25 protein-coding genes are annotated in these 22,444 nt (G+C 71.3%); 21 read left to right on the forward strand and 4 right to left on the reverse strand.

From position 1 onward, the window contains the following. The first annotated feature begins 82 nt into the window (after positions 1 to 82). From FJM51_RS16595 to rpmE, 12 genes are all read left to right on the forward strand, one after another. Positions 83 to 1,342: an MFS transporter gene (locus FJM51_RS16595; protein WP_140455259.1), complete on the forward strand. Its 1,260-nt coding sequence runs from the start codon at positions 83 to 85 to the stop codon at positions 1,340 to 1,342. Positions 1,343 to 1,439: 97 nt separating this feature from the next. Next, a complete protein-coding gene (locus FJM51_RS16600; protein ID WP_140455260.1) occupies positions 1,440 to 1,736 on the forward strand; it encodes a ribbon-helix-helix domain-containing protein in 297 nt (98 codons plus the stop codon). A gap of 86 nt (positions 1,737 to 1,822) precedes the next feature. Beyond that, entirely contained in the window at positions 1,823 to 2,218 is a 396-nt protein-coding gene (locus tag FJM51_RS16605; RefSeq protein ID WP_140455261.1) for a VOC family protein, read from the forward strand. Positions 2,219 to 2,273: 55 nt separating this feature from the next. Then, a complete protein-coding gene (locus FJM51_RS16610) occupies positions 2,274 to 2,798 on the forward strand; it encodes a Twin-arginine translocation pathway signal (protein ID WP_140455262.1) in 525 nt (174 codons plus the stop codon). A 12-nt stretch (positions 2,799 to 2,810) separates the two neighbouring features. After that, the gene (locus FJM51_RS16615; protein WP_140455263.1) at positions 2,811 to 4,382 is read left to right on the forward strand and encodes a GMC family oxidoreductase; all 1,572 of its coding nucleotides are present in this window, start codon (positions 2,811 to 2,813) and stop codon (positions 4,380 to 4,382) included. Between the two features lie 169 nt (positions 4,383 to 4,551). Continuing rightward, a complete protein-coding gene (ffh, locus tag FJM51_RS16620; protein ID WP_140455264.1) occupies positions 4,552 to 6,030 on the forward strand; it encodes a signal recognition particle protein in 1,479 nt (492 codons plus the stop codon). After that, positions 6,027 to 6,419: a chorismate mutase gene (locus FJM51_RS16625; RefSeq protein ID WP_140455265.1), complete on the forward strand. Its 393-nt coding sequence runs from the start codon at positions 6,027 to 6,029 to the stop codon at positions 6,417 to 6,419. Before ffh ends, FJM51_RS16625 begins: the two co-directional genes overlap by 4 nt. A gap of 5 nt (positions 6,420 to 6,424) precedes the next feature. Further along, positions 6,425 to 6,784: a 30S ribosomal protein S16 gene (gene rpsP / locus FJM51_RS16630; protein WP_140455266.1), complete on the forward strand. Its 360-nt coding sequence runs from the start codon at positions 6,425 to 6,427 to the stop codon at positions 6,782 to 6,784. A gap of 31 nt (positions 6,785 to 6,815) precedes the next feature. Then, a complete protein-coding gene (gene rimM / locus FJM51_RS16635; RefSeq protein ID WP_140455267.1) occupies positions 6,816 to 7,337 on the forward strand; it encodes a ribosome maturation factor RimM in 522 nt (173 codons plus the stop codon). 33 nt (positions 7,338 to 7,370) lie between these two features. After that, positions 7,371 to 8,144, forward strand: coding sequence for a tRNA (guanosine(37)-N1)-methyltransferase TrmD (trmD, locus tag FJM51_RS16640; RefSeq protein WP_140455268.1), 774 nt, complete (start codon positions 7,371 to 7,373; stop codon positions 8,142 to 8,144). A 1-nt stretch (position 8,145) separates the two neighbouring features. Further along, a complete protein-coding gene (gene rplS, locus FJM51_RS16645; protein WP_140455269.1) occupies positions 8,146 to 8,538 on the forward strand; it encodes a 50S ribosomal protein L19 in 393 nt (130 codons plus the stop codon). Positions 8,539 to 8,549: 11 nt separating this feature from the next. Next, positions 8,550 to 8,771, forward strand: a complete 222-nt coding sequence (gene rpmE / locus FJM51_RS16650) for a 50S ribosomal protein L31 (RefSeq protein ID WP_140455270.1) — start codon at positions 8,550 to 8,552, stop codon at positions 8,769 to 8,771. Positions 8,772 to 8,901: 130 nt separating this feature from the next. Here rpmE and FJM51_RS16655 read toward each other — a convergent pair whose 3' ends face one another. Further along, complete coding sequence (locus FJM51_RS16655) at positions 8,902 to 10,458, reverse strand: D-alanyl-D-alanine carboxypeptidase (protein ID WP_233713160.1); 1,557 nt, start codon at positions 10,456 to 10,458, stop codon at positions 8,902 to 8,904. A 249-nt stretch (positions 10,459 to 10,707) separates the two neighbouring features. On the opposite strand from FJM51_RS16655, the gene FJM51_RS16660 reads away from it, so the two are divergent. From FJM51_RS16660 to FJM51_RS16700, 9 genes are all read left to right on the forward strand, one after another. After that, positions 10,708 to 11,223 carry a phasin family protein gene (locus FJM51_RS16660; RefSeq protein WP_181164598.1) on the forward strand — a complete coding sequence of 172 codons (516 nt, stop codon included), beginning with the start codon at positions 10,708 to 10,710 and terminating at the stop codon, positions 11,221 to 11,223. Positions 11,224 to 11,451: 228 nt separating this feature from the next. Beyond that, positions 11,452 to 11,775 (forward strand): ATP-dependent Clp protease adapter ClpS, encoded by a 324-nt coding sequence (clpS, locus tag FJM51_RS16665; protein WP_140455272.1) that lies wholly within the window; start codon positions 11,452 to 11,454, stop codon positions 11,773 to 11,775. Positions 11,776 to 11,793: 18 nt separating this feature from the next. Beyond that, positions 11,794 to 12,816 (forward strand): class I SAM-dependent methyltransferase, encoded by a 1,023-nt coding sequence (locus FJM51_RS16670; RefSeq protein ID WP_140455273.1) that lies wholly within the window; start codon positions 11,794 to 11,796, stop codon positions 12,814 to 12,816. Between the two features lie 10 nt (positions 12,817 to 12,826). Next, on the forward strand, positions 12,827 to 13,975 hold the full coding sequence (gene dapE, locus FJM51_RS16675) for a succinyl-diaminopimelate desuccinylase (protein ID WP_140455274.1): 1,149 nt from the start codon (positions 12,827 to 12,829) through the stop codon (positions 13,973 to 13,975). A 253-nt stretch (positions 13,976 to 14,228) separates the two neighbouring features. Next, positions 14,229 to 16,082: a hypothetical protein gene (locus tag FJM51_RS16680; RefSeq protein WP_140455275.1), complete on the forward strand. Its 1,854-nt coding sequence runs from the start codon at positions 14,229 to 14,231 to the stop codon at positions 16,080 to 16,082. Between the two features lie 123 nt (positions 16,083 to 16,205). Further along, positions 16,206 to 16,550 (forward strand): hypothetical protein, encoded by a 345-nt coding sequence (locus FJM51_RS16685; protein WP_140455276.1) that lies wholly within the window; start codon positions 16,206 to 16,208, stop codon positions 16,548 to 16,550. Beyond that, entirely contained in the window at positions 16,550 to 17,746 is a 1,197-nt protein-coding gene (locus FJM51_RS16690) for a glycosyltransferase (protein ID WP_140455277.1), read from the forward strand. The genes FJM51_RS16685 and FJM51_RS16690 overlap by 1 nt, the downstream gene beginning before the upstream one ends. Then, positions 17,733 to 19,820, forward strand: a complete 2,088-nt coding sequence (locus tag FJM51_RS16695) for a glycosyltransferase (protein ID WP_140455278.1) — start codon at positions 17,733 to 17,735, stop codon at positions 19,818 to 19,820. The genes FJM51_RS16690 and FJM51_RS16695 overlap by 14 nt, the downstream gene beginning before the upstream one ends. Then, positions 19,762 to 20,172, forward strand: coding sequence for a hypothetical protein (locus tag FJM51_RS16700; RefSeq protein WP_140455279.1), 411 nt, complete (start codon positions 19,762 to 19,764; stop codon positions 20,170 to 20,172). The genes FJM51_RS16695 and FJM51_RS16700 overlap by 59 nt, the downstream gene beginning before the upstream one ends. A 73-nt stretch (positions 20,173 to 20,245) precedes the next feature. Here FJM51_RS16700 and FJM51_RS16705 read toward each other — a convergent pair whose 3' ends face one another. The 3 genes from FJM51_RS16705 to mnmC2 form a co-directional block, all read right to left on the reverse strand. After that, positions 20,246 to 20,671, reverse strand: coding sequence for a hypothetical protein (locus tag FJM51_RS16705; protein ID WP_140455280.1), 426 nt, complete (start codon positions 20,669 to 20,671; stop codon positions 20,246 to 20,248). 61 nt (positions 20,672 to 20,732) lie between these two features. Further along, positions 20,733 to 21,644, reverse strand: coding sequence for a DMT family transporter (locus FJM51_RS16710; protein WP_267901435.1), 912 nt, complete (start codon positions 21,642 to 21,644; stop codon positions 20,733 to 20,735). A 4-nt stretch (positions 21,645 to 21,648) separates the two neighbouring features. Beyond that, positions 21,649 to 22,425: a tRNA (5-methylaminomethyl-2-thiouridine)(34)-methyltransferase MnmC2 gene (gene mnmC2 / locus FJM51_RS16715; RefSeq protein ID WP_140455281.1), complete on the reverse strand. Its 777-nt coding sequence runs from the start codon at positions 22,423 to 22,425 to the stop codon at positions 21,649 to 21,651. Positions 22,426 to 22,444: the final 19 nt, after the last annotated feature.

Consider the following 22,444-nt stretch of genomic DNA (forward strand, 5'->3'; position numbering starts at 1 on the left):
GGCGCCATCACATAAAGTGCTTTGACCCCGCGGCCCGCGCGGGGGAGAGTGGCCGCCGCTTCACCGCAGCGGAGTCCCTGCCATGGCCGCGCCAGCCCAGCCCGAGGCCCTGTCCTCGTCGCGAATCGTCACGCCGATCCTCGTCGCGAGCTGCCTGATCCTGCTCGTGAGCTTCGGCATCCGGGCCAGCTTCGGGCTGTTCCAGATCCCGATCGCCAGCGAATTCGGCTGGCCGCGCGCCGAGTTCTCGCTCGCCATCGCGATCCAGAACCTCGCCTGGGGCATCGGCCAGCCGGTCTTCGGCGCGATCGCGGAACGCTTCGGCGACCGCCGCGCGATCATCCTCGGCGCGTTGCTCTACGCGGCGGGGCTCCTGCTCTCGGCGCAGGCGGTGACGCCGGTCGGGCACCAGATGCTGAACGTGCTGATCGGCTTCGGCATCGCGGGCACCGGCTTCGGCGTCATCCTCGCCATCGTCGGCCGCGCCGCCTCGGCCGAGAACCGCTCGCTCCTGCTCGGCATCACCACCGCCGCGGGCTCGGCCGGGCAGGTGCTGGGCCCCCCGGTCGCGGAACTCCTGCTCGGACAGATGGCCTGGCCCTCGGTCTTCGTCGTCTTCGCGGTCGCGATCCTCGCCGTGCTGCTCGCGCTGCCCTTCCTCGGGAGCGGCGAGCGCGCCGCGCCGGCGGCGGGGGACGCGGGCATGGCCGCCATCGTCGGCCAGGCGCTGCGCGATCCGAGCTTCGCGCTCATCTTCATCGGCTTCTTCTCCTGCGGCTACCAGCTCGGCTTCATCACCGCGCATTTCCCGGCCTTCATCACCGAGGTCTGCGCGCCGATCCCCTCGGGCAGCCTGCTCGCGAGCCTCGGGATCAGCACCACCTCGGCGCTCGGCGCCTTCTCGATCGCGGTGATCGGCCTCGCCAATATCGGCGGCACGCTGCTCGCCGGCGCGCTGGGGCGGCATTTCCGCAAGAAGTACCTGCTCGCGCAGATCTACGCCGCGCGCACCATCGTCTCCGCCGCCTTCATCCTGACGCCGATGACGCCGGCGACCGTCCTGCTCTTCTCGCTGATCATGGGCGCGCTCTGGCTCGCGACCGTGCCGCTGACGAGCGGTCTCGTCGCGCAGATCTGGGGGCTGCGCTACATGGGCACGCTCTACGGCATCGTCTTTCTCAGCCACCAGATCGGCGCCTTCCTCGGCGTCTGGCTCGGCGGGCGGCTCTACGACGCCTATGGCAGCTACACCGCGGTCTGGTGGATCGGCGTGGGCGTCGGCGCCTTCTCGGCGCTGGTGCATCTGCCGATCCGCGAACGGCCGGCGGCGCTCCCCGCCTGAGGCGGGCGCCCCCGACCTTGGTGGCGGCGGGCTTGCCATCGGGGGCGGCGCGGCGCCATTCTGCGGGAAAAGCGGGGCGATCGGGAGGGCCCGTCGGATGTGCAGCATCTTCTCCGGACAGGATCCGTCCGAATACACGCCCGAGACGCGACGGCTGCGCCTCAACGGCCAGAGCACGAGCCTGCGCCTCGAAGCCGCCTTCTGGCACATCCTCGACGCGATGGCGGCGGACCAGGGGATGAGCACCCCCGCCTTCATCTCGAAACTGCACGACGAGGTGCTGCGGCAGCGGGGCGAGGCGGCCAATTTCAGCTCGCTCCTGCGCTGCTCCTGCCTGCTGCACGTGGCGGGCGCGGGAACGCCGGCCTACGCCGCCGCGCTGGCCGCGGAATAGGCCGGAACGTAGTATCGGGATACTACCCGGCCCCCCGTTCCGGGAGGCTAGTCTCCTTCCTCGACTGACATGGAAGGGAGAGGCCGATGGCCAAGACGGTCCACTCGATGATCCGCGTGCTCGACGAAGCGCGCTCGCTCGCGTTCTACAGGCAGGCCTTCGGCCTCGACGTGGCGGACCGGCTCGATTTCGAGAGCTTCACCCTCGTCTACCTCAGCAACGCGGAATCGCCCTTCGAACTGGAGCTCACGGTCAACAAGGACCGGACCGAGCCCTATGACCTCGGCGACGGCTACGGCCATCTCGCCGTCGTCGTCGACGACGTGGACGCCGAACACGCGCGGATGACCGAGGCGGGGCTCGCCCCCCGCAAGCTCGTCGATTTCCAGCACGACGGGAAGACGCTGGCGCGGTTCTTCTTCATCGCCGATCCGGACGGCTACCAGATCGAGGTGATCCAGCGCGGGGGGCGCTTCGGATGAGCTAGCACCCCGCCCCGCCAGCCAGACAAGAAACAAGCCAATGGGAGGAAAAGGAATGGCAAAGGACCCCGCTCTGCGCGGGCTGACGCGTCGCGCCCTGCTCGGCCGGGCCGCGATGGCGAGCGCCGCGCTCGCGATCGGCGCCGGTTTCGTCGCCGCGCCCGACGCGGCCTGGGCGCTCGAACTCGAGAACATCAGGCCCGAGACGATGGCGACGCTGATCCAGATGGCGCGCGACATCTATCCGCACGACCGCGTGGCCGACAGTTTCTACGCCGTCGCCGTGAAGGGCTACGACACGCCCGAGGACGCGCCCGCGATCGAGGCGGGCATCGCCGCGCTAAACGCCGCCGCCCAGGGCGCCGGTTTCGACGACTATCTCTCGGTCGGCTGGGAGAGCGACCGGGTCGCGATCCTCAGGACGCAGGAGGCGAGCCCGTTCTTCCAGACGATCCGGGGCGGGCTCGTGACCGGACTCTACAATCAGAAGGAGATCTGGCCGATCTTCGGCTACCAGGGCGAGAGCTACAGCCAGGGCGGGTATCTCCACCGCGGCTTCGACGACATCAACTGGCTCTGAGGGGGACGCGAGATGGTCGCGAAGTTCGATCTCAACGACGACGGCGTGGTGGTGATCGTCGGCTCCGGCGCCGGCGGCGGCGTGCTGGCGAACGAACTGGCCCAGAAGGGTGTGAAGGTGGTCTCCATCGAGGCCGGCGGGCGCTATCTGCCCGACGACTACATCAACGACGAATGGGCGAGCTTCCAGCAGCTCGCCTGGACGGACATGCGCACGACTTCGGGAAACTGGCGCGTGGCGCAGGATTTCCCGAACCTGCCGACCTGGATCGTGAAGGCGGTGGGCGGCACCTCGATCCACTGGGCGGGCGCGAGCCTGCGCTTCCAGGACCATGAATGGAAGGCACGGACGACCTACGGTAACATTCCCGATGCCAACCTGCTCGACTGGCCGATCGATTCCGCCGAGATGGCGCCCTGGTACGACAAGGCCGAGGCCAAGCTCGGCGTCACGCGGACCGGCGGGCGCGAGGGACTGCCCGGCAACAACAACTTCAAGGTCTTCGAGGCGGGGGCGCGGGCGATCGGCTACGAGGACGTCTCGACCGGTCACATGGGCATCAACAGCGCCGAATACGACGGGCGCATGTCCTGCCAGCAGACCGGCTTCTGCTTCCAGGGCTGCAAATGGGGCGCGAAATGGTCCGCCGCCTATACCGACGTGCCGCGGGGCGAGGAGACCGGCAATCTCGAGGTGCGCTCGGGCTGTTTCGCGCTCCGGATCGAGCATGACGACGCGGGCCGGGTCACCGGCGTCGTCTATCTCGACGCGGAGGGCAAGCAGCAGCGGCAGAAGGCGAAGCTGGTCTCGGTCGCCTGCAACTCGATCGAGAGCCCGCGGCTCCTGCTCAACTCCGCCTCGTCGATGTTCCCGGACGGGCTCGCGAATTCCTCGGGCCAGGTCGGGCGGAACTACATGCGCCACACGACGGGATCGGTCTACGCGGTGTTCGACAAGCCGGTGCGGATGTGGCGCGGCACGACGATGGCGGGCTATATCGGCGACGAGCGGCGGAATGATCCGAGCCGGGGCTTCGTCGGCGGGTTCGAGTTCGAGACGCTGTCGCTCGGCCTGCCCTTCATGGCCGCCTTCCTCGATCCCGGCGCCTGGGGGCGCGAATTCACCTCGGCGCTCGACGGCTACGAGAACATGGCCGGGCTCTGGATCGTCGGCGAGGACATGCCGCGCGAGACGAACCGGGTGACGCTCAATCCGGACGTGAAGGATGCGAACGGGCTGCCGGTGCCGAACGTGCATTTCGACGATCATCCGAACGACGAGGCGATGCGCGATTACGCCTATGGCAAGGGCGCGGAGCTCTACCGCGCCGCCGGGGCCACGCGGATCTTCCCGACGCCGCCCTATCCCTCGACGCATAATCTCGGGACCAACCGGATGAGCGAGAATCCGCGGGACGGCGTGGTGAACCGCTACGGGCAGAGCCACGACATCCCGAATCTCTTCGTCTCCGACGGCAGCCAGTTCACCACCGGCGCGGCGGAGAACCCGACGCTGACCATCGTCGCGCTCGCGATCCGTCAGGCGGATCATATCGCGGGCGAACTCTCGAAGGGCAACATCTGACGCTGGGCCGGGGCGGACCGGTTCCGCCCCGCCCTTGACCCGACCGCCCCGTTCGCGTAATGCCTCCCCAATCTCCGGAGCGTGAAAGCACTCCGGTCCTGTGTGTCGTCCCAGGATCGCCGTCGGTCAGCGCGTCGCGCCCACCGGCGCGATCAGCGTTGGAGGGGCCATGTTCGAGAATCTGTCCGACCGCCTCGGCGGCGTCTTCGGCAAGCTCACCCGCCAGGGCGCGCTGACCGACGACGACATCGCGACCGCGCTGCGCGAGGTCCGCGTCGCGCTTCTGGAAGCGGACGTCTCGCTGCCCGTCGCCCGGAATTTCGTCAAGTCGGTCACGGAGAAGGCCCGGGGCCAGGCGGTCACCAAATCGGTGACGCCGGGCCAGCAGGTGGTGAAGATCGTCCATGACGAGCTCGTCCACGTGCTGGCGGGCGAGGGCAAGAGCCCGGAACTCCGGATCGACAACCCGCCCGCGCCGGTGCTGATGGTGGGCCTGCAGGGCTCGGGCAAGACGACCACCACCGCGAAACTCGCGAAGCGCCTGAAGGACCGCGAGGGCAAGCGCGTGCTGATGGCCTCGCTCGACACGCGGCGCCCGGCGGCGATGGAGCAGCTCGCGGTGCTCGGCACCCAGGTCGGCGTCGACACGCTGCCGATCGTGCCGGGCCAGACCCCGGTGCAGATCGCGAACCGCGCGAAGCAGCAGGCGACGCTCGGCGGCTACGACGTGGTGATGCTCGACACCGCCGGCCGGCTTCACATCGACGACGAGCTGATGGCCGAGGTCGAGGCGGTCCGCGACGCGGCGAAGCCCCGCGAGACGCTGCTGGTCGTCGACGGCCTGACCGGGCAGGACGCGGTCAACGTCGCCGAGCAGTTCGACGGCCGGGTGGGGATCTCCGGCGTCGTGCTGACCCGGATGGACGGCGACGGCCGCGGCGGCGCCGCGCTCTCGATGCGCGCGGTGACCGGCAAGCCGATCCGCTTCGTCGGCCTCGGCGAGAAGATGGACGCGCTCGAGGAATTCCACCCCGAGCGGATCGCCGGCCGCATCCTCGGCATGGGCGACATCGTCAGCCTCGTCGAGAAGGCGCGCGAGACGCTGGAGGCCGAGCAGGCCGAGCGGATGATGAAGCGGTTCCAGAAGGGTCAGTTCAACATGAACGACCTGAAGGGCCAGCTCGAGCAGATGATCAAGATGGGCGGCATGTCCGGCCTGATGGGCATGATGCCCGGCATGCAGAAGATGTCGAAGCAGCTCGACGAGGCCGGGCTGGACGACCGGATGCTCCGCCGCCAGATCGCGCTCATTGATTCGATGACGAAGAAGGAGCGCCGGAACCCCGACCTGCTGCAGGCGAGCCGCAAGAAGCGGATCGCGGCGGGCGCGGGGCTGGAGGTCTCCGATCTGAACAAGCTTCTGAAGATGCACCGGCAGATGGCCGATGTGATGAAGAAGATGGGCGGCATGGGCAAGAAGGGCCTGCTCAGGGGCGGCCTCGGCGCGCTGCTCGGCAAGGGCGGCGGCATGCCCGGAGGGATGCCGCCGATGCCGGGCGGGCTGCCGCCGGGGATGCCGGGACCGGGCGGGATGCCCCCGGGCCTGACGCTGCCCCCCGGTCTCTCGGGGCTGGGGAAGAAGAAATGAGCGCCGGACTTCCGACCGGGGCCGGGGAGGAGGACTGGCGTGTCGCGGCCTCCTCCGAGGACATCCGCCGCGCGGCCGACCTGCTGCGCGGGCATCGCGAGTCGATCGACCGGCTCGACGCGATCCTCGTCTTCACCCTCGCGGAGCGGTTCAAGCACACGCAGGGCGTGGGCGTGCTCAAGGCCCGGCACAACCTGCCGCCCTCCGATCCGGCGCGCGAGGCGAAGCAGATCGCGCGGCTGGAACGGCTGGCCGAGGAGGCGGATCTCGACCCCGCCTTCGCGAAGAAATTCCTGAACTTCATCATTTCCGAAGTCATCAGGCATCACGAGAAGCATCTCGAGAACGGGGCTGACGAAGCCCAAGACCAGACCATGAACAGGAGCTGAAACCCATGGCCATGAAGATCCGGCTCGCCCGCGGCGGGTCCAAGAAGCGTCCCCACTATTCGATCGTCGCCGCCGATTCGCGCTATGCCCGCGACGGCCGCTTCATCGAGAAGCTCGGCACCTACGATCCGCTGCTGCCGAAGGACAACGAGAACCGCGTGAAGATGGATGTCGAGCGCGTGAAGTACTGGCTCGGCGAGGGCGCGCAGGCGACCGATCGCGTGGCCCGTTTCCTCGAATCCGCCGGCGTCACCGAGAAGAAGACCCGCAACAACCCGAAGCAGGGTGAGCCGGGCAAGGCCGCCGTCGCCCGCGCCAAGGAGCGCGCCGAGAAGGCCGCCGCCGCGGAAGCTCCCGCCGAGTAATCGGCGGCTCCCTCCCGAGGGCGGATGCGCGATGGCTGATCCGAAGGGTCTGGTCTGCGTCGGCGCGATCGCCGGCGGGTTCGGCGTGCAGGGCGAGGTGCGCCTCAAGTCCTTCTGCGCCGATCCCGCCGCGATCGCCGATTACGCGCCGCTCCTCACCGAGGACGGGCGGAGCTTCGGCCTGCGCGTGACGCGGGCGCTCTCGGGCGCCTTCGCCGCGCGGCTGACCGGCGTTTCGACGCGCGAACAGGCCGAGGCGATGAAGGGAACGCGGCTCTACGTGCCGCGCGAGCGCCTGCCCAATCCGGGCGAGGACGAGTTCTACCACGCCGACCTGATCGGCCTCGCCGTGCTCGACACCGGCGGCGCGCCGATCGGCAAGGTCAAGGCGGTGCTCGACCACGGCGCGGGCGACATCCTCGAGATCGCGCGGCCGGGCCGGCCCGACCTGCTCCTGCCCTTCACCCGCGCGGTTGTCCCGACGGTCGATCTTCCCGGCCGCCGGATCATCGCCGATCCGCCCGAGGGGCTCGACGGCCCCGAGCGCGAATAGCCGCGCCGCCGGAGGCGTGCCTGGGGCCTTGCGATGACGACGCCGTGGACCGCTCGCGTCCTCACCCTCTTCCCGGAGATGTTCCCCGGCCCCCTCGGCGCCTCGCTGACGGGCCGGGCGCTTCGCGACGGGCTCTGGAGCCTCGATCCCTTCGACATCCGGAGCGTCGCGACCGACCGCCACCGGAGCGTGGACGACAGTCCCGCGGGCGGCGGCGCGGGGATGGTGCTTCGGGCCGACGTCGTCGCCGCCGCGCTCGACGCCGCCCCCTGCCCCGGCCCGGTGCTCTATCTCTCGCCCCGGGGCGCGCGATTCGACCAGGCGATGGCGCGCCGCCTCGCCCGGGGGCCGGGGATGACGCTGCTCTGCGGCCGGTTCGAGGGGGTGGACCAGCGCGTGCTCGAGGCGCGGGACATCACCGAGGTTTCGCTCGGGGATTTCGTGCTGACGGGCGGCGAAATCGCGGCGATGGCCTTGATCGACGCCTGCGTCCGGCTTATACCCCGCGTCCTGGGCAATGCCGAGTCGTCCGTCGAGGAATCGTTCTCGAACGGGCTTTTGGAATACCCGCAATACACACGCCCGACCGACTGGGAAGGTCTGCGGATACCCGAGGTTCTCCTCTCGGGCCATCACGGACGTATCGCCGAGTGGCGACGGAGCCAGGCGGAGAGGCTGACCAAGGAACGTCGTCCCGATCTCTGGCGGGCCCATGTCGAAGCGGCATGCGCGGACCCGGCGGGAGAAGCGGAGCTCTCGGACGCGCAGACCATCGCCGCCAAAGGCGAGCCTCAGAAGGACGACTGACATGAACCTGCTGCAGCAACTCGAGGCCGAGCAGATCGCCGCTCTGGCCAAGGACATTCCCGATTTCGCGGCCGGCGACACCGTGCGCGTCGGCTACAAGGTGACCGAGGGCACGCGCTCCCGCGTCCAGGCCTACGAGGGCGTCTGCATCGCCCGCAACGGCGGCGCGGGCATCGGCGCGAGCTTCACCGTCCGCAAGATCTCCTTCGGCGAGGGCGTCGAGCGCGTCTTCCCGCTCCACTCGCCGAACATCGATTCGATCACCGTGGTCCGCCGCGGCAAGGTTCGCCGCGCGAAGCTCTACTACCTGCGCGAGCGCCGCGGCAAATCCGCCCGTATCGTCGAGAAGACCAACTACCGCCCCAAGGCCGTCCCGGCCGACGCGAAGGCCTGAGGAGCGCCGCGATGAAGAAGAACGTGCACCCCGACTACCACATGATCGAGGTCAAGCTGACCGACGGCACCACCTACCAGACGCGCTCGACCTACGGCGCGGAGGGTGCCACGCTGACGCTCGAGATCGATCCCTCGGCGCATCCGGCCTGGACCGGCGGCTCGGCGAAGCTGCTCGACACCGGCGGCCGCGTGTCGAAGTTCAAGAAGAAGTACGAGGGCCTCGGCTTCTGAGCCGGATCCCCGTCGCAGACCACGAAGCGCGCCCCTCGGGCGCGCTTTTTCGTTCCGGGTCATGCAAGGTTCCGAGTCATGAAAAAGGGGCGGGCCGAAGCCCGCCCCCCCCCGCCCGGATCGCCGCGACTCAGATCCCCGGCGCGAGCGGCATGCATTCGGTGGAGCGCCGGCTCAGCGTCTCGCAGGCGCCGAGCGCGCTGCCCCGGCTGAGGCCGACGAATTGCGCGCGGTACATGGTCACGCCCTGCACCTTGGCGGCCTGCACGCGGCGAAGCCCGCCGTTGAGCTCCGGCACGTCCTGGAGCGCGGTGGTCAGCAACTGCCGCTCCGCGTCGCCCCGGGAGCGGAAGGAGCCGATCTGGACCCCCCAGCCGCCGCCTTCGCCGGCGCTCGCGTCCGAAACCACGCCGAGGTCGTTGCTCGCGACGCGGGTTCCCCCGGCTTCGTCCGGGCGGGGCGGGGCGGGCGCGACGGCGGCGAAGGTCGAGGCGGCGGCGACGCCCGCGGCCGGAGCGGCGGCGGCGAGGGTGTCGGGCTCGACCGGACGCGGCGCGGGACGCCCGGCCTCGGTCAGCGCGGCGATGTCGACGGCGCGATTGGCGCGCAGCTCGCTGTTCACCTCGGCGATCGCGGCGGCGATGCTCGCGCTGTCGCGCGTGATCGCGGCGTCAGAACTGATCACACGGGGCATCGGCCGGCCGGCGTCGAAGCCGAGATCCCCGGGCGGCAGCGCGGCGATCACGCGCTCGCCCCCGGGCTGGGTGGCGAGCGCCGGACGCTCGACCGGCGGCGGCGTCGCGCCGAGACGCGCGGGCGCCGCGGCGGAGGCGACCCGCGTGCCGCCGAGATCGAGCGGCGCGGGCATCGCGATCCGCGCCTGGCTCGGCATCTTCGAGAAGCCGAGGTCCATCAGCCGCGCCACCTCGGCGTTGCGGGCCGCGCTGGAGCGGGCGCCGAGCACCGCGACGATCACCCGTTCGTTGCCGCGCTGCGCCGAGGAGACGAGGTTGAACCCCGCCGCGCGGGTATAGCCGGTCTTGATTCCATCTGCCCCGGGATAGCTGTCGAGCAGCCGCCGGTTGGTGTTGCGCACCGTCTTCAGCCCGGCCGAGGTCGCCACCCGGCTGAAGATGTTGTAATACTGGGGGAAGTCGTAATAGAGGCGCCGGCCGAGCTCGGCCATGTCATGGGCCGAGGACAGGTGCCCGGCGCGCGTGAGGCCGTTGGCGTTCTTGAAGGTCGTGTGGCTCAGCCCCATCGCCCGCGCATACTGGTTCATCATCTTCGCGAAGCCGGCCTCCGAGCCGCCGACCGCCTCGCCCATCGCCGTGGCCGCGTCGTTCGCCGACTTGATCGCCGCGGCGCGGATCAGGTAGCGCAGTTCGATCCGCTGCCCGGCCCGGAGCCCGAGCTTGGAGGGCGGCTCGGCGGCGGCGTGGGGGCTGATGGTGATCTTCTGGTCGAGCGACATCCGGCCGCGCCTGATCTGGTCGAAGACGATGTAGAGCGTCATCATCTTGGTCAGGGAGGCCGGGGGAACCGGCGTCTCCGCGTTCGTCGCCTGAATCATGCGGCCGGTGCGCGCATCCATCACATAGGACGCGAATTGCTGCGCGTGCGCCATGGTCGCAAGTAGCGATAGGCCGAGCGCGAGGAATGCCCCGCGGGCTTGGGTGCTGGTCATCACTGCCTCCGGCGCCGATTCGCGCCACTGCCTCGGATTTATCGGAACGCTATGTCGCACCCCGTTGATTTTTCATGGACGCTAGCATGAGTCGCCTGAGGGGAAAACACTTTTGTATCAATGACTGCCGGGCAGGCGTTGACATGTGGCTCCCGTGCCCCAGCGCCCTTGCTGCAGCGCAACAAAAATCTTGACGCGTCGCAGCGAAGGGCGTATCACTGGCGCAAGTTGGAAACAGGAGAGAGAGACATGGCCGCGCCCCGCACTGCCAAAGCCGCTCCGACGGAAACCGTCGAAGCCACGACCGCCGAGATTTCCACCGACATTTCATCCGCCGTCCAGGACGCCACCGCGAAAGTTGAGACCATGGTCGCTGACACGCAGAAAACCGTTTCCGAGCAGATCGAGAAGTTCACGAAGGGCTTCGAGGGTCTGACCGCCTTCTCGCAGGAGAACGTCGACGCGCTCGTGAAGTCCTCCGAGATCGCCGCCAAGGCCGCCGAGGGCATCGGCACCGAAATCTCCTCCTACTCGAAGAAGTTCTTCGAGGACGGCGTCGCCGCCGCCCAGGACATCGCCTCGGCCAAGACGATGACCGAGCTGTTCGAGAAGCAGACCGCCTACTGCCAGAGCGCCTTCGAAGGCATGATGCAGCAGACCACCAAGATGAACGAGATCTACTCGGCCGCCGCCAAGGACATCAGCGCCCCGATCGGCGCGCGCGTGACCGCCGCGACCGAGAAGCTGAAGTCGCTGTCGCTCTGAGCGACGCGATCGGTATGAGGCGCGCGGTCCCGCGCGCCGGCGAGTAACCAGTTCCGGGCCCGGCGGCAGCGTCGGGCCCATTTTTCTTTGGCGGGTCTCTGGCGCCGACAGGCCGGCACGGAGCCGCGTTGCCCGCCGAAAGCGCCGCCGCGGCCCTTTCCAAGCCGGGGCGAACGCATATATTCTTGGGCGGATTTGAACACGAACGAGAACCGAAGCACCACGGGAATGACAGGCTCGGACAAGAAACCTCCGGAGAGCGAATCCGGCCTCCTGACGAAGACCCGGACCAGGACGCAGCGCCCGCCGCTCTACAAGGTGCTGCTCCTGAACGACGACTATACGCCGATGGAATTCGTGGTTCACGTGCTCGAGCGGTTTTTCGGCACGAACCACCAGCAGGCCATCGAGATCATGCTGACGGTGCACCGCAAGGGTCTCGCCGTGGTCGGCGTGTTCTCCTTCGAGATCGCGGAGACCAAGGTCACCCAGGTGATGGATTACGCGCGGCGCAACCAGCACCCCCTGCAGTGCACGATGGAAAAGGAATAGGGCTCCGACCCGACCGCCATGTCCCAGTCAGACCGCCTCGCGACCGCGATCGCGTCGCAGGCCTTCGACCTGCCCGAGACCGGGCCGATCGTCTTCATCCGCGCGACCTTCGGCCCGGCGCTCGCCCTGATCGGCTCCGGCAGGCTCCGCTGCGAGCAGAGCCTGCGCCCCGCGCATGACGCGCTGGCCGAGCAGGGTTTCGAGGTCGTCCCGCGCGCGACCGATCCGGCGGCGGCCGCGATCGTCGCACTGACGCGCGCGCGGGTCGAGAATTTCGGCAACATCGCCCGCGCCCTCGCGCTCCTGCCCGAGGGAGGACTGCTCGTCGTCGACGGGGCGAAGACCGACGGCGTGGACAGCCTCGCGAAACAGGTGGGCGCGGTCCTGCCGCTCGAGGGCCAGTTCACCAAGGCGCATGGCCGCGTCTTCTGGACGCGCCGCCCCGCGCGACTTCCCGAGGCGGTGACGCGCTGGGCCGAGGCGGCGCGGCCCGCGCGCAACGCCGACGGCTTCTTCACCGAGCCCGGCATCTTCTCCGCCGAGGGAATCGATCCCGGCAGCCGCCGGCTCGCGGAGATCCTGCCCGGCCGGATCAAGGGACGCGTCGCCGATCTCGGCGCCGGCTGGGGCTGGCTGTCGCTCCAGGCCCTCGCGGCGGGCCCGGAGGTGAGCCAGATCGACCTCTACGAGGCCGAGGCGCGCGCGCTCGACATGGCGCGGCTCAACGTCTCCGATCCGCGCGCGTCGTTTCACTGGAGCGACGTCGGCGCGCTCGGCCGGGGCATCCCGCCCTATGACCGCGTGATCGCCAATCCGCCCTTCCATCGCGGCCGCGCCGCCGAGCCCGCGCTGGGCGAGGCCTTCATCGCCGCGGCGGCGCGCCTCCTGAAGCCCTCGGGCCAGTTCCTGATGGTGGCGAACCGCCAGCTTCCCTACGAGGCGGCGCTGGACGCGCGCTTCCGGCAATGGGAACGTCTCTCGGAGGAAGGCGGCTACAAGGTCCTGTGCGCGACGCGCCCCAGGACCGACCGCCGCGGATGAAGGAAGCCCGATGACCGATCCCGTCGCCCTGACCGCCGCGCTGATCCGCTGCCCCTCCGTGACGCCGGAGGACGCGGGCGCGCTCGAGCATGTCGCGGCGCTCCTGCGCGACGCCGGCTTCCGCGTCGCCTGGATCGAGCGCGGCGGGATCCGGAACCTGCATGCCCGCTGGGGCGACGCGGGGCCGGTGCTCGGCTTCAACGGCCATACCGACGTCGTGCCCCCGGGCGAGGCCCACGCCTGGCGGCACCCGCCCTTCGCCGCCGAGGAGGAGGGCGGCTATCTCTACGGCCGGGGCGCCTGCGACATGAAATCCGGCGTCGCCGCCTTCGTCGCCGCGGCGATCGACTTCGTGACCGAGACCCCGCCCGAGGGCAGCGTCGTCGTCATGCTGACCGGCGACGAGGAGGGGGAGAGCATCGACGGCACGCGCGCGATCCTCGACTGGATGGCGGAGAAGGGTGAGCGGATCGACCATTGCCTCGTCGGCGAGCCGACCTGCCCGGAAGAGATGGGCGAGATGATGAAGATCGGGCGCCGCGGCTCGATGACCGCCTTCCTCACCGCCTATGGCACCCAGGGCCATTCCGCCTATCCCGACCGGGCGCGGAACCCGCTTCCCGCGCTCGTCCATCTGCTCGACCGGCTCGCGCGGCACCGGCTCGACGCGGGGACGCGGCATTTCGATCCCTCGACGCTCGCGATCACCTCGGTCGACACCGGCAACAGGGCGACCAACGTGATCCCGGGCGAGGCGCGGGCGGTGGTCAACCTCCGCTTCAACGACGCGCACAGTTCCGGCTCGCTCTCGGCCTGGATCGAGGAGGAGGCGGACCGGATCGCGAAGCAGTTCGGCGTCGGGATCGCCGCGCGGTTCCAGATCTCGGGTGAAAGCTTCCTGACCCCGCCGGGGCCCTTCTCCGATCTCGTCGCCCGCGCGGTCGAGGCCGAGACCGGGCGCCGGCCGGAGGCCTCGACCTCGGGCGGCACCTCGGATGCGCGCTTCATCAAGGACATCTGCCCCGTCGTCGAATTCGGCCTGGTCGGCCAGACGATGCACAAGGTCGACGAGCGCGTGGCCGTCGCCCATGTGAGAACGCTCGCCGCGGTTTACCGCCGGATCCTGGATGACTATTTCTCCGGCGGGCGTCTGGACTGAGGCGGGTCTCACATTCGCGTGGTCCCGAAAGGCGAGCGAGGGGCTAGCGCGTTGTTCCTCCGCGATTTTCCGCCCGCCCGGACCGGCAAGACTCCGCCCGTCCGGCTCCGCGGGCGATTCCGGGCGGAGGCCGCGCTGGCATGCGGCGGCTTTTCCCGGTAGATTCGCCCCGAGGATGGATCCGCGCGCCGCGCCAGGGTCCGGGGGATAGGCGGCCGAATCGCATGATTTGGGCCGCGCTTGGAGTTGATGCATGTCGAAATCCGTCCAGCCGGAGCGGTCGTCGGACCGCGCGGCGGAGACAGAGCCGAGCATGGCCGAACTGCTGGATCCGGCGGCGCTGGAGCGCAAGCTGCGCGAGGCGCGCGAGCGGCGCGTGGAGGCGATCCGCGCGCGCGAGGAACGCGCGGCCGCGCTGGCGACAGCCGGGGACGGGCCCGACGTGGCGCGGGTTCCGCCGCGTCCGGGGCCGCGCCCCGTGGCGCTGCCCGCCGACGGGCCGGAGATCCCGAACCGCCTTCCGCGCCCGGAATGGATGGCGCCGCCCGCCGCGCCGGAACGGTCCGCGCCGCCGACGCGCGGCCTGCCACCCATCGCGCGGCCGGGCCTCGAGCCGGCGGAGGACGCCGGGGCTTCCGCGCCGCGCCCGGCCTGGGGCCGGCCGGCGGCCGCCGAGAACCGGAGCGTCCCGGTCGCGCCTCCCGCCGAACCCGCGCGGGACGCGGATGAGCCCGCGGCGGCGCCGATGCGACGCACTTGGGAAGCCCCGACGCCGCCCGAACCGGCGAGCCCGAATCCGACCCCGACTCCACGTCCGGAACCGACGGAACTCGTGGCGCCCGCGCGCTACGTGGCCGTGGACCCGCCGGAACCGATCGAAACCTGGACGCAGGAGCGGTCGCGCCGCGTCAACGGCCTGCCCGCGCTGCTGCTCGCCATCTTTCTCATCGGCCTGATCGGCGGCGGCGCCGCCGTCCTCTTCGCGCCGCCCTCGTTCCGGGCGCGGATCGCGCAGGCGATCGCGCCTCCGGCCTCCGCCCCCGACAAGACCGCCGCCGACGAATCCGCCTCCGACCTGCCCGCCCCCGGCCTGGCCGCCCCAGACACGGAGGCGCGCGCGCCCGAACCGGAGAGCACCCCCGCGCCCGAAGCGCCCGGCACCGGGACCGCCGCGATCACCGCGCGTCCGGTTCCGGCGCCATCCGCGACGGCGCCGGAGGAAGAACCCGCGCGGGACGAGGCGGCGGTGACCGCCGGCGCGCCGCCCGAGGCGATGGCCGATTCGCCCGGCGCGCCCCGGGCCGGGGCGGAGGAAGAGGCGCCGGCCCCGAAACTGTCCGCCCCCGGCGACGGGGAGACCGGGACGCTGGCCAGCGCCGCGCCGCTCGGCGAACTCGCGGCGCCGGACGCCCGGGCGGCGATCGGGCCGCTGCGCCTTCCCGAACTCGCGCCGGATCAGGCGGCGGACGAGGCCGCGGCCACGCCGCCCGTGCCGGAGGCGCCGCAGGCGCTCCGCCCTGCGATGCCGCGCGCGGCGACGGAGACGCCTCCGGCCGATCCGAGCGCGCCCGAACCCGAGGCCCCGGCGGGCCAGGTGAGCGCGCCCGTCGCGCCGCCGGCCGCGACGCCGCCGGACGAGGCCACCCTCGCGCAGGCCCGCGTCTCGGTCCATTACCCGCCGAGCGCGGCCGGCACAGCCAATGAACTCGCCGCCGCCCTGCGCGACGCCGGCGCCGGAACGGCGGCGGTCCTGCCGGCGGGCTTCTCGGTGAGTTCCACCAATGTGCGCTACTATCACCCCGAGGACCGCGCCGCCGCGCTGGCCGTCGCCGCGCTGGCCTCGGGAGCGGGCCCGGTGGAGACGCGCGACTTCACCAATTTCCGCCCGCAGCCGCTGCCCGGCGTCGTGGAGATCTGGCTGAGGGGCACCGGTTCGTCCGGCGGAGGCGTCGCGGCCCGAAGCCCGGCTCCGGTGACGGCCGCGCCGCGGGCCCAGGCGCAACCCCAGACACGGGGGCGCGATCTCGAGGCCGAGGCGGTGGAGCGGATGCTGCTCAGCCGGGAGGTCGAGCGCATGCTGCGCCAGCAGGGCGGCGCGGGGCAGTGACGGCGGGGCTCCGCCGTCGCGCCCACTCGCGATCCGAGGCGCTTTCCTCCCGCCGCGACCTCGCATAAAGAACCGCCTCGAAGGACGAAGGCATTTATCGGGCCCCAGAGGGTCAGGAGAATCATGCACCGGCAAATCGGCATTCTGGTATCGGCGATGATCCTCGGCGCGCAGCTCGGCAGCCCGGCGAAGGCCGAACAGCCGAGCGCCGACGAGTTGCGCGAGATCGCCTCGCTGCTCTCCTCCGACGACTATTCCGGGCTTCGGACCTATCTGCGCGCGCATCCCGAGCTGCTGATCGAGGATACGACGCTCGCCGGGCTGCTCCGCCAGTTCCTCGCCGGTTCGAACAGCGCCGCGAGCGGACTCGACAGCGACCTCAACGACGCGCTGCGCCGGTTCAGCTCGCAGGATTCCAGCACGACCGACAGCGCCCCCGGCGGTGGCGGAGGGGCGAGCCTCTACTGATGGGAGCGGACGCGCCGCGGGATCCTGCTTCCGATCGCGCCCCGGGCCGCGCCACCCGGCCGGTCGGCTTCGCCGCCAACGCGCCCGACCCGGCCCGGTCCCGTTCCGCGCGCCGGCGCGGCCGGCCGGAAGTCGCGATCGTCGTCGATCCGCGGTTTCCCGGCGGCACCGCGGGCGCCGTCGCGGCGGAGATCGCCGCCCTCGCCCCGCACGCGACGATCGAGGTCCACGCGCTCAGGACGCGGATGTTCCGCGAGCGCCCGGTCAACCCGCGCCTCGCCGCCACGCTCGAGGCGCTCGGGCTGACGCTGGTCGAGGACGCGCCGGTGATCCGGGCCGAAACCATCGTGCTGCACAATCCGTCGAGCCTGAAGCGGGACCGGGGCCTCGCGCCCCGGCTGAGCGCGGCCCGCGCCTTCGTGGTCTGCCACGAGAATTTCCTCCGCCCGGGCGGGGCGGAAGGCTTCGACGTCGGCCATTGCCTCGGGCAGATCGAGGCGGGGCTGGCCTGCGGAACGCCGATCCTCGCCCCGATCTCGCCCTGGAACCGCGAAGGCGTGCTCGGCTGGCAGACGCGCGAGACGGAGGCGCCCGGCGCGGACTGGCCGGTGGCGCCGCTCGACTGGTTCAACGTGATCGACCTCGCCGCCACCGCCCCGAGCGAGGCGCCGCGCGACCGCCGCGGCCGGCATTCGCGCCCCGGCTTCGAGAAATTCCCGCCGTTCGAGCGGCTCAGGGCGCAGTTTCCGGCCCACGCGGAAAGCTGCGCGATACTCGGCGCGGACAACCTGATGGGCGGCGCCGGGACGCCGGAACACTGGCGGCTGATGCGCTTCGGCGCGATGGAGCCGGCGCGGTTCCTATCCGAGATCGACTTCTTCGTCTATTTCACCAACCCGCTCTGGCAGGAGAGCTTCGGGCGGGTGATCGCGGAGGCGATCGCGGCCGGCAAGGTCGTGATCACCGATCCCGGCACCGCCGCCGCCTTCGGTCCGGCGGTGATCGCCGATCCGGAGGAAGGACGGGGCGAGAATCTCGACCGGATCATCGCGGAATTCGTCGCCGACCCCGCGCGCTACCGGAGCTTCGCGCGGGCCGCGCAGACGAGCCTCGCGCGGTTCCGGCCGGAGGTCTTCGCGCGCCAGTTCCTGTCGCTGATCGACATGCCCGCGACGGCTCCCCATGCTGCGCTGTGAGACCGCGAGCGCGGCGGCGCGCGACATCGAGGAACTCGCGGTCTTCGTGAGCCAGCTGGCCGGGCTCGGGGTCGAGGCGCGGATCGACGCGCGGGGGATTCCCCCGGGCCTCGCGCGCAACGTGCAGTTCGACCTCGCGCCCTATCTCACCGATACGAAGCCGCTTCCCTCGGACCGGCTCCTCGTCACCGCCGCGCAGCGCGCCTCCGACGCGGGGCTCGCCGGGCTGCGCCGGCTCGCCGGCCACGCGGGCGAGGCTCGCGCCTGCGGCGCCTTCCGCGACCGGCAGGGACGGATCCAGTCGGGCGCGCGGCTCGGCTATGTGCTCGGCGCGGAACCGGCGATCCTGAACCTCGCCGACGCGGCGGATCCGGGCTGGGACGCCGGCTGCCCGGTGATCGGCGTCGCGCCCCGTCCCGCCGTCGGGCGGCGCCGGCCCCGGCTGCTCGTCGTGGCGCCCGATCTCTCCGACGCGGGCGAGGCGCGCGATCTCGCCGATCTCGCGCTGTCGCCGAGCTTCGAGACCGCGGTCCTGACCGACGGACGGAGCAAGGACGAATGGCGCGCCAGCCGGGGCGCGGCGTTCCGGATCTATCACTATGGCGAGGCACTGCCGCTCGACCTCGCGGCGGTGGCCGATATCTGCGTGCTGCGCGCGCCGCCGAACGGCAATTACCGGCTGCGGAGCCTCATCGCCAATCTCGCCGTGACGGGCGGCGTGCTGATCGACGCGACCGAGGGGCACCTGCTCGCGGCGCGCGAGCCCGCCTTCGTCCGCGGCCCGCTCCGGACGCCGGCGCTGCACGCCTTCCTCGTCGAGACGATCCTGCCCCGCCGCGCGGCGCTCGGGGAGGCGACCCGCGACTCGCGACTCGCGCGGCAGGCCGATCCCGGTCCGTTCCTGCGCGCGATCGGTGCCGCGCCCCGGCCGCGTCCGGAGGGGGCGAAGCCGGTGGTCGCCTTCATGCCGACGAACGGCGTCGGCCTCGGCCATGCCCAGCGCTGCGGGCTGATCGCCTCGGAGATGACCGCGACGCGCCCGGTCTTCGCCGCGTTTCCAAGCTGCCTCAGGCTGGTAAAGAGCTACGGTTTCGACGTGGCGCCGCTCATCGGACGCAGCGCGCATCACGCCCAGCCGCATGAAAACGATCTCGCCAACTATCTGCGGCTGCGCGCGCTGACGGCGGGCGGCGGGGCGCTGGTCTTCGATGGCGGCTATGTGTTCGATTCGGTATACCGGACGATCCTGGAGAACCGGCTGCGCGGCCTCTGGATCCGCCGCGGCCTCTGGCAGAGCGGGCAGGACAATTCGATCGCGCTCGACCGGGAGAAGGTGTTCGACCGCGTGATCGTGCCCTGCGAGGCCTTTCCCGAGCTCAACGCCTCCTACTCCCATGGCGAGCATATCCGCGAGGTGGGGCCGATCGTGCGCCCGCGCGCGCCCGATCCCGCCGCGCGAGCGGCGCTGCGCGAACAACTCGCGGCGCGGTTCGGCCGGCCGTTCGAGCGGCTGGTGGTCTCGCTGCTCGGCGGCGGCGTGGCGGCGGACCGGGGCGCGCAGATCCAGGCGCTCTGCGGGATGATGGAGCGGCGGGAGGACACGCTGCACCTGATCGTGGTCTGGCCGACCGGGGCGACGCGGCCCGCCTGGTTCTCCTGGCGCAATTCCCGCGTCGTGCGCACCGACAGGGCCGGGGTGATCGTGGCGGCCGCCGATCTCTGCGTGGGCGCGGCGGGCTACAACACCTTTCACGAGACGCTCTACAACCGCGTGCCGACGATCTTCGTGCCGCAGACCGCCGCCTTCATGGACGACCAGCGGGCGCGGGCGCGGGCGGCGCGTGACCGGGGCGTCGCCGCGATGGTCGAGCCGCACGCGCTGATGGCGCTCGACCGCGAGATCGGCCGGGTGCTCGACGAGGGGCTCGGCGAGACGTTCCGGGCCCGGCTCGCCGCGCTCGACCTGCCCGCGCCGGGCGCGGCCGAGGCGGCCCGGCTCATCGAGGAGTTCACCGATGGATCATGCGCGCTGGACGGAGATTCTGTCGCGGATCGACCCGCGGGACGCGGCTGACATCGACGACATCGCCGCCGCCTTCGAGCCGCGCGCGGCGGTGCCGGGGCGCGACATCTTCCCCGAGGTGGAGGGCTGCCTGCTGCCGCGCGCCGGGTTCCGCCGGGAGGACGCGGTCGCGATCGGGCTGCGCGTGACCGAGGAGCCCGCCGATGTCGCGGACCGCGCGATGCGCGTGACCGCCTTCGCGCTCGAACGCGACGTCGAGGTGGTGGTGCTGTCGCATGTCGACCGCTCGGGCTTCGAGCGGTTCGGCTTCCGCGTCGAGCGGGTGAGCGGCGATACCGAGGAAGCGCGCGCGGCCTGCGAGGACCAGATCCGGCGGTTCTGGAGCATCGACCTCGTGCTCTGACGCGTCAGGCGAGCGGGGCGCGAAACGCGCGCTCGATCAGCACGGTCGCCTCGGAAAGGCTCGGCGCCCGGCCTCAGCCCGGCTCCGGACAGACCATCGGCGCCTCCGCGGCGCGGAACCGCCGGGTCATGCCGCCGCCCGTCTCCGCCTCGCCTCCCGGCGGCGCGATCGCGAGCGCGAGTTCGCTGTCGCCCGCCAGCGCGATCTCGGCGCGGATGGTCGCGCCGTCCTCCTCCCAGACCAGCGTCGTCGCATCGACGCGGCGCCAGGGAGAGAGCCGCCAGAGTTCGCCGCAACTGTCCTGGATCAGGGTGCCGTCGGAGAGAAAGGCGAGAAAGGCGCCCCGGGGCGCGCCCGGCGTTTCGTCGAGCCAGACCCGGTCGGTGATCTCCGCCTCCTCGGCCGAGCCGAGCGACAGGCCCGGCACCGCGGGCAGCGGCAGGTCGCCGCGCGAGCAGGCCGCGAGTCCGAGAAGTCCGCCAATCACCGCGCCGCGCAATCGCTCCTCCCTCGCCGCCGGGGCGGGATTGGAACGTCAATCGCGCCGCCGATCAAGCCTCTCAGTCGCCCACCGCCGCCGCGGCCTCGCTCTCCGGCGGCTGGATGCCGAGCTTCTTCTGGCGCAGCAGCGTGTAGAGCCCGGCGGCGAGGATCAGCCCCGCCCCGAGCATGGTGAACCCGTCCGGCCGCTCGCCGAAGAGCGCGATGCCGAGGATGCCGACGAAGACGAGCTGGAAATAGGCGAAGGGCTGGACCACGCTCGCCTCGGCGAATTCGTAGACCTTGATGAGCAGGAAGTGCCCCGCCACCGCGCTGACGCAGAGCGTGGCCATCCAGAACCAGTCCGCCCCCGCGATCGGCGTCCAGAAGAAGGGCACCACGAGGGTCGAGAAGAGCGCGCCGACGACGCCGGTATAGAAGAAGGTCGTGTCGGCGTCGTCCTCCCAGGCGACCCGGCGGGTCAGGAGCGCGTAGACCGCGAACATGAGCGCCCCCGCGAGCGGATAGATCGCCGCCGGATCGAAGACCTGGAGGCCCGGCCGCAGGATCACCAGCACGCCGAAGAGCCCCACAAGGATCGCGACCCCGCGGCGCCAGCCGACATATTCGCCGAGGATCGGCCCGGCGAGCGCGGCGACGAGCAGCGGATAGACCGCGAAGATCGAATGCGCGGCGATCAGGCCGAGCTTCACGAAGGCGATCACCGTCACCCAGATCTCGACGATCAGCAGCGTGCCCCGGGTGATCTGGAGCGCGGGATGGGCCGAGCGCGCGACCCGGCGCAGCCCGCCGGCGCGCGAGGCCGACCAGATCACCGTCACGAGGGCGAAGAACCAAAAGCGCAGCGTGACCACGGTGATCACGTGGTAGCTGCTCGCGAGATGGCGCGAGATCCCGTCCTGCAGCGCGAAGATGAAGGAGACGAGGATCATCAGCAGGATCCCCAGCCGCGGGTTACTCTTGTCGGTCACGAACTTACTCCAGGGGACGGGGCGGGCAGATCACCCGGCGCGGCGCGCGCGGGCCGAGGATCGCGCGCGTCATGTGCTTCTTGCGGCCGAAGCCGGCCACGCGCTCCACCGCGAAACCGGCGGCCTCCAGCGCGGCCCGAACGGATCCGGCGGCGCTGTAGGTCGCGAGCGTGGCGGCGCCGGCGCTCTTCTCCGCGACTTCCGCCAGCAGGGCGGGCTCCCAGAGCTCGGGGTTGCGCGCCGGGCTGAAGCCGTCGAGAAACCACGCATCCGCCCGCCCCGGCCAGAGCGGCAGGGTCTCGCGCGCGTCGCCAATGATCACCTCGACCTCCACCGCGCCGGATCCCGGTTCGCCGAGCCGGAAGGCGCGTTCCCCGGCGCCCCAGGCCGCGACGAGCTCCCGGGCGAGCGGCGCGAGCTCCGGCCAGGGGCGGAGCGCGCGGGCCATGTCCTCCGCCGGGAGCGGATGGGCCTCGAAGGAGGTGAGGCGCAGCGTGTCCCCGCTCCCCGCCGCGCGCCAGGCGAGCGTCGCCGCGAGCGCGTTGAGGCCGGTGCCGAAGCCCAGTTCGGCGATCTGGAACGGGCGGCGGCGGCGTGGATCGGGAAAGGCCTCCCGCCGTTCCCGAAAGCGCGCGGGCAGGTCGTTGCCGGCGATGAACACGTGCCGGGCCTCGGCGAGCGCGTCGGCGTCGCCGAAATACGCCTCGCCATGGCGCGTGGAGACGGGAACGTCGCCATCGCGCCACATCACCTCGGCCTCTCGCGGAGGCGGGCGTTCCATGGTCTAACCCTCACGCTGG

Source organism: Amaricoccus solimangrovi, from assembly GCF_006385685.1.
Taxonomy (GTDB): Bacteria; Pseudomonadota; Alphaproteobacteria; order Rhodobacterales; family Rhodobacteraceae; genus Amaricoccus; species Amaricoccus solimangrovi.